Source organism: Calidithermus roseus (assembly GCF_003574095.1).
In the GTDB taxonomy this organism is placed as follows: Bacteria; Deinococcota; Deinococci; order Deinococcales; family Thermaceae; genus Calidithermus; species Calidithermus roseus.
Genome location: NZ_QWLA01000117.1, coordinates 1 through 6194 on the forward strand (window position 1 = coordinate 1; position 6194 = coordinate 6194).

Sequence of the window (6194 nt, forward strand, 5' to 3'; positions counted from 1 at the left end):
AGCCGGGGTAGTTCTCCACCTCCTCGGTCTGGGCGATCTGCCCCCCGGGCAACCCCTTCTCCAAAATCACGCTCCTCAGGCCGCCCCGCCCGGTGTAGATGCCCGCCGTGAGCCCCGCCGGACCCCCTCCGATGATCACCACGTCGTAGATGTTCTGCTCCATAATCAACTCTCGCCCCAGCATAACATACCCCCCAGGGGTATAGACCGTGTAGAGCCCCACATAGCTACCCCCTCTCCCGCCGCAGCCCATGGCCGGCGGCTTCAATTGCGCCCAAAGCGCGTCCCCGTGGGTCTTGGCCCGCTACATGCGGTGGTCGGCGTGGCAGAAGCTGCTGAAGTTCTTGTACGGCTGAAGGCACCGCCGTAGCGAACGTGTAGCCGAGCGACCGGACTGGGGTGCATCAGGCGGGCCGCTTGGCGATGAGGAAGTAGCAGGCTCGCCGGCCGTCGCGCTGGCAGAAGGGGCGTTCGGCAGGGAGGCCCGTGGCCTTGGTGATAACCTTCGGAGGCAGATCGCACACCGGCTCGAACTTCTGGCCAGTGGCGTAGTAGAGGCAGTTGTAGGCTCTGAGCTCCCAGGCGGCCTCGGTCTCCCCAAGCTGCCCCAGCATGTCGCCGTAGTCCATGTGCTGAAGCAAAGCCTGCAACTGGGCCTCCCCCTCGAGCCCCCCCAGCCTGGCCCTAAGCTCGCGCGCCATACCATCGGCTACACCCTCCAGCAGGCGCTCGAGGAGCCCCTCAGCCTGCGCCTGGCCCAGCACCGCGTCGAGCAGTTCGGGGTAGCGCTTGGGGAAGAGCCCCTCGGAGGCCGTGGTCAAAGCATAGCGCACCGCCGGGCGGCCCCGCCCCTGCGGCCAGGTCTCCTGCCGCAGCCAACCCGCCTTCTCGAAGGCGCTGAGGTGGTGGCGCACTGCGTTGGCACTCAATCCCAGGGCCAGCTGAAGTTCCTTGACGGTGCTCGGCCCCTGCTGTTTGAGGTACTCGATGAGCTTACGCCCCGTGCCCATGGTCTCCTCTAGTTTTTTACCATTTTTACCATTGCTTTGGTGTTATCTACAGCCTAGCCTCGAGGCAGAAGGAGGAGATGAGGATGAAACCAAACGAGGGTACCGCCGATCGCATCATCCGCCTGACCCTGAGCGTCGTGTTCTTCACGCTGGCCTTTACCGTCACTGCCGGTCTTTGGACCTACATCACCGCTGGCCTGGGCGTGCTGATGCTGGGAACAGCAGTCGTGGGCTACTGCCCGCTGTACGCCCTGCTCGGCATCAACACCTGCCCGGTGCGCAAGATTTCCTGAACGAGGCCGGCGTTTGCCCTAGGCCCAGCCAGGACGCAGTTTGCGGGGTCGGTGTTTAACCGCCGAAGCCGCTCCCACTTAGCAGCCTTTCAGGAACCGGGCTTCACGCCAAGAACTCCGATGGGTCTTTGATCCAAGCGCCCACACGGATCAGATCCCTCTAGAAACTCGGCCTGGGCAGCATAAGAGGCTGTCGTAAAAGCGTCTCAAAGCCCTTCCCAGCAAAACCCGGTACGAAATAAGTCAGCGGAATGAGCGTACATTCACCAGAGTTGCGGTGGCGCGGAATACGGTGCAGGGGTGGATGGAGTTGTACCGAGGAAGGGGTGGTTTGGAGGCCCAGGTCTGCGGTGGAGGCAGAGTGGCGGGAGCGGCTGACCACGCTGCTGGGAGAACGGAATGAGTGGACACTGGCTGAAATGGTGGATTCATTGCAGCAACGCTACGGCCAGCGGACCAGTACCTCGAGCGTAGATCGCTGGCTGAACGGGCCTATGGAACCATGATTCGCAATCGAGGCCCTAGCACCACCGCATGCCGCGGGCCTCTGCGGGGTTTCAGCGGCCAGGGGTTTGCCCTGGAGTGATCTCGAAAGCGCGCCCCTCGCGCAGGACGTAGAAACGCTCCCCCACACGGGCCAGACCCCGGTACTCCCCTTCAAGCTCGAGCACCCGCTCCTTGGCCACCGGGCGCACGCCGGCGCCGATTCCGGCCTCGAGCGCCCCCTGCGGCTCGTCGAAGGGGCTGAAGGCCAGGTCGGTAGCCCCGTTCAGCTCCAGGCGGTAGATCCGGGTCTTCCCCCCGCCCTGCTCGCTCACCAGCAGTATTCTGGGCTCCGGCCAAGCCAGGCCGACGAGGCGGTTCCCTGGGGCGTCCAGCACGTAGGCATACTCGGCGTACAGGCCCACGGGGTTGGTCAGCAGCAAAACCAGGCGCAGCGCCCTCGAGGTATACCCACGGGGCGGGCTGCTCGAGCGGGCGCACCGTGAAAGGCTGCGGCGCGGCAGCGGGAGCTGTGGCCGGCTCAGCAGCGAAGGGCAGGACCCGGCTGAGACCCGCCAGGGCGTAATAGCAAATCTCACCCAAGGTGACACCTAAAGTAGGATAGGGGAATGAGTCGAAGGATTGCCCCAATCGATTGGGCCGAAAGCGCAGAGGAGTTGGAGGAACTGTATAGACGGGAGAAGCACCTGGAACGACGTAAACGGCTGCAGGCGATGTGGCTGGTACGTCGAGGTAAAGAGGCGCAGGAGGCGGCCAAAAAAGTGGGGATTGGACGTAAAACCCTCAGCAGGTGGCTGGGGTGGTACCGGGCCGGGGGGTCAAAGTCAGCCGAGCCCGGCTGGATGAAGGCCAACAGCTGGAACTGAAGGCCGAGAGTGCCAAAGGAAGCTTTCGCACCTACGAAGAAGCGCGGCAGTGGGTGCAACAACGCTTTGGGGTACAGTACAGCTATAAAGGCCTCTATGGGCTGATGGCTCGATGGAAGATTCACCCCAAAGTACCGCGACCGAGTTCGGCCAAGGCCGATGCGGCAGCGCAAGCGCGCTGGAAAAAGGGGGCTCAAAGCCCTGATAGCCGAGCAGCTCCACCGACCGGGTAAACCCCAGGGGGATGCCCTGGCCCAGATTGGCTTTAGCGATGAGATGCGGTTAGCGATCAACGTTTGGGATGGGGCGGGGGTTCACCGGGGTCGTAGCCTATCCGAGCTTTCGTATTCGCCCGAGCTCAATCCCGCCGAACGGGTTTTTGAGGAGGTCAGGCGGGCCATTGAAGGCCAAGTGTACCCTTCGCTGGAACACAAACGCCTGGCTGCTGAGCCGTTTCTCACCCAGCTTGCGGCTGATCCAACCAGGGTCAAGCAGCTTTGCTTTTGGCCTTGGATTCAAGAGGCTTTATGTGTCACCTCGCCGTAGAGGTGGTAATAACCCTCGAGCGTCAACTATCGCTGTCAATTCAGCGACCGCTTGGTGTTGAGCCGGGCGATGTCGGCGGCGGCGTTGGGGATGTCCTCCAGGGTGATGAGCTGCAAGTCGGCGTCGGAGAGGGCGGTCATGTCCGAGTGGGCGATGCGGTTGGCCTGCTCGGCCACGATGTCCTCGAAGAGGTTGCGGCAGAAGCGGGCGTTGCCGAAGCTGCGGTCGCGCGCGGCGTGGGCCTGGCGGATGGTGCTCTCGACGGCCAGGCGGGCGTCGGGGGTGAGGCGGTAGCCCGCGTCGGCGGCGAACTTCTCGAAGATGGCCAGCAGTTCCTCGGGGCTGAAGTGGTCGAAATAGAAGTAGCGGGAAAAACGCGAGCGCACGCCGGGATTAGACTCCAAGAAGCGCTCCATCTCATCGGTGTAACCGGCGATGACCACGGCGAACTGGTCGCGGTAGTCCTCCATGCGCTTGAGCAGGGTGTCGATGGCCTCCTGGCCGAAGTCGGCAAAGGTGGCCCCCTCGGGCTCGAGGGCGTAGGCCTCGTCGATGAAGAGGATGCCGCCCAAGGCCTTCTTCACCTGCTCGTCGGTCTTGAGCGCGGTCTGGCCGATGTAGCCCGCCACCAGCCCGGCGCGGTCGGTCTCGACGACGTGACCCTTCTGCAAGAAGCCCAGGTGGCGGTAGATGCGGCCTACCAGCCGGGCGATGGTGGTCTTGCCGGTGCCGGGCGGGCCGGTGAGCACCATGTGCAAGGAGAGGGGGATGGTGGAGAGGCCGCGCTTCTTGCGCTCGGTCTGCACGGTGAGGAAGTTGACCAGCGTCTGCACTTCCTGCTTGATGTGACCCAGGCCGATGAGGGTGTGGAGTTCGGCCAGGACCTTCTCGAGGCTGTCGTCGTCGGGGACTTCGATGGCCTCCGGAGCACCGCCGAGCCCCTCGCCCTGCCCCAGCCACACCGCGTGCACCCTCACCCGCATCTGGCGGTTGAGGTAGAAGCCCACCGCGCTGCCAAAGGCCTTCTCGAAGGCAGAGGCCGGCTTGGTATCGGCCAATTGGTCGTTGATGTAAAAGCGCAGTTCCTCGCCCTGGCGCACCACGCTCAGCCAGTTGACCGCGTCGCCGGGGTGCACCAGGGGGGTCTTGGTCCAGTCCTGCAGGGTGGTCCACTCGTTGTTGTCACACGCGTCGATGCGGTAGTGGCCGTCGCCGCTGATGAGGAAGGAGTAGAAGTGGTCGGCGTCCTTCAGCGACCACACCACCCCGTAGCCGTAGTCGTTGACCCCGCTGACTTTCTCCAGGATCACGTGCAGGCGGAAATCCCGGCTCCAGTCGGCCCTGGTGCCGCACCACGAGAGCCAGTTGCCCTCCGAGCGCTTGTGCTCGAAGACGTAGCAACCGTCTTCCACCGCCAGCAGCACCTCCTTGGAGTCGCGCACCGACCACTCGTTCTTGTTGTCGGTGAAGAAGTCGCTGAAGACCAACATGAGCTTCAGTGTAGTCGAGGGCCCGGCTCCCCTGGCCCGATTTCGACCCAAGGGGCTTGAAAATTCCCTCCGGGTTCATAGGATGTAAGTATGTACTTACTTGCTAACCTGGACGAGCCCGACCCCACCCGAGCCGCCCTGCTGCGCTCGGGCCTCGAGCTGCTGGCGGAGAGGGGTTACAAGGGGGCCACCACCCGCGAGATCGCCCGGCGGGCCGGGGTTTCCGAAGTCACGCTCTTCCGCCACTACAAAAACAAACAGACCCTCCTCAGCGAAGCCATCAACCGCATTTCCCCCCCGGTGAACCAGGCGCTCTTCGTGCCCAAAGGCAACCTCGAGGCCGACCTGCTGGCACTGCTCGAGGCCATCAGCGGCCTCCTCGAGTTCAACAAAGGCTTCGTGGTGCGCTTGCTGCCCGAGCTCATGCGCCACCCCGAGTTGCACCCCGAAGGGCCCGCCGCCGGGTTCGCCCACACCTTTGCCGCAGCGGGGGGCTTCTTTCAACGCTGCCAGCAGATGGGTCTGCTGCGCTCGGACGAGTCACCCCAGCAGATGGTGGTCGCCTTCGTGGGGCCGCTGGTGGCCCGCGTGCTGCTCTCGGGGGTTTGGGGGTTGGAGTTGCCCTTCGACCTCAAAGCCCACGTGCGGGGCTTTCTGGAAGGGAGGAAGAATGGTTAGCGTAGAGGGCGTTTCCAGACGTTTTGGCAACCTGGTGGCGCTGGAGAGCGTGAGCCTGCGGGTGCATCCCGGTGAGGTCTTCGGCCTGCTGGGCCCCAACGGGGCGGGCAAAACCACGCTGATCCGCATCTTGAGCGGGGTGCTCTCGCCCAGCGAGGGCAGCGCTCACGTGGCCGGGCTCGACGTGGGGCGACACCCCGACGAGGTCAAGGCGGCCATCGGCTATGCCACCCAGGAGGCTTCGGTGTATCGCGACCTCACGGTGCGGGAGAACCTCGAGTTTCGCGCGAGGCTCTACTTAGAGCCCAGGGGCGTGCGCTACGCGGTGGAGCGCACCCTGCAGCGCTTCGGCCTGGAGGAGTTTGCCGATACACTGGCCGGGTCGCTCTCGGGGGGCTGGCGGCAGCGGCTGGCCCTGGCCCAGGCGGTGGTCCACGGCCCCAAGGTGCTGTTCCTGGACGAACCCACCACCGGCTTGGACCCGGTCTCGCGCCGCACCATCTGGGATTTGATCCACGAGGAGGCCAGGGAGGGGGCGAGCGTGCTGGTGACGACGCACTACATGGACGAGGCCGAGCGCTGCACCCGGCTGGCCCTGCTCTACGGCGGGCGCACCCTGGCGACGGGCACCCCCGCCGAGCTCAAGGCCCTGGCCCAATCCCAAGCCCGCTTCGCCTTTGCCCGCACCCAAGAGAGCCCCGAGGCCCTGCGCTCTCAGCCGGGGGTGCTCGATGCCTGGCCCAGCGGCGACGGGATGCGGCTGATCCTCGAGCCCGGCGCCCGTCCCCCCCTCGAGCTCTCCCCCAC

At 64.8% G+C, this 6194-nt stretch carries 9 protein-coding genes; 5 read left to right on the forward strand and 4 right to left on the reverse strand.

Annotation, left to right across the window (positions count from 1 at the left end):
* Window positions 1–184: NAD(P)/FAD-dependent oxidoreductase (locus Mrose_RS17500; protein ID WP_420808364.1), on the reverse strand; the 184-nt coding region annotated here is incomplete at its 3' end.
* A gap of 220 nt (window positions 185–404) precedes the next feature.
* Window positions 405–1010: a helix-turn-helix transcriptional regulator gene (locus tag Mrose_RS17505; protein ID WP_119280462.1), complete on the reverse strand. Its 606-nt coding sequence runs from the start codon at window positions 1008–1010 to the stop codon at window positions 405–407.
* A gap of 83 nt (window positions 1011–1093) precedes the next feature.
* On the opposite strand from Mrose_RS17505, the gene Mrose_RS17510 reads away from it, so the two are divergent.
* The gene (locus Mrose_RS17510; protein WP_119280464.1) at window positions 1094–1303 is read left to right on the forward strand and encodes a YgaP family membrane protein; all 210 of its coding nucleotides are present in this window, start codon (window positions 1094–1096) and stop codon (window positions 1301–1303) included.
* 557 nt (window positions 1304–1860) lie between these two features.
* Here Mrose_RS17510 and Mrose_RS17515 read toward each other — a convergent pair.
* The gene (locus tag Mrose_RS17515) at window positions 1861–2385 is read right to left on the reverse strand and encodes an esterase-like activity of phytase family protein (RefSeq protein WP_147371716.1); all 525 of its coding nucleotides are present in this window, start codon (window positions 2383–2385) and stop codon (window positions 1861–1863) included.
* 30 nt (window positions 2386–2415) lie between these two features.
* Here Mrose_RS17515 and Mrose_RS19875 point away from each other — a divergent pair, with 30 nt between their 5' ends.
* Together Mrose_RS19875 and Mrose_RS19880 are read left to right on the forward strand one after the other, a co-directional pair.
* Window positions 2416–2673 (forward strand): helix-turn-helix domain-containing protein, encoded by a 258-nt coding sequence (locus Mrose_RS19875; protein ID WP_119280468.1) that lies wholly within the window; start codon window positions 2416–2418, stop codon window positions 2671–2673.
* Window positions 2607–2906 carry a winged helix-turn-helix domain-containing protein gene (locus Mrose_RS19880; protein WP_220452361.1) on the forward strand — a complete coding sequence of 100 codons (300 nt, stop codon included), beginning with the start codon at window positions 2607–2609 and terminating at the stop codon, window positions 2904–2906. Before Mrose_RS19875 ends, Mrose_RS19880 begins: the two co-directional genes overlap by 67 nt.
* A 348-nt stretch (window positions 2907–3254) precedes the next feature.
* On the opposite strand, the gene Mrose_RS17535 is transcribed toward Mrose_RS19880, so the two are convergent.
* A complete protein-coding gene (locus Mrose_RS17535; protein ID WP_119280472.1) occupies window positions 3255–4709 on the reverse strand; it encodes an AAA family ATPase in 1455 nt (484 codons plus the stop codon).
* A gap of 90 nt (window positions 4710–4799) precedes the next feature.
* Here Mrose_RS17535 and Mrose_RS17540 point away from each other — a divergent pair, with 90 nt between their 5' ends.
* Window positions 4800–5387, forward strand: coding sequence for a TetR/AcrR family transcriptional regulator (locus Mrose_RS17540; RefSeq protein ID WP_119280474.1), 588 nt, complete (start codon window positions 4800–4802; stop codon window positions 5385–5387).
* A partial coding sequence (locus Mrose_RS17545) for an ABC transporter ATP-binding protein (protein WP_147371717.1) occupies window positions 5380–6194 on the forward strand: 815 nt, incomplete at its 3' end. The genes Mrose_RS17540 and Mrose_RS17545, both read left to right, overlap by 8 nt.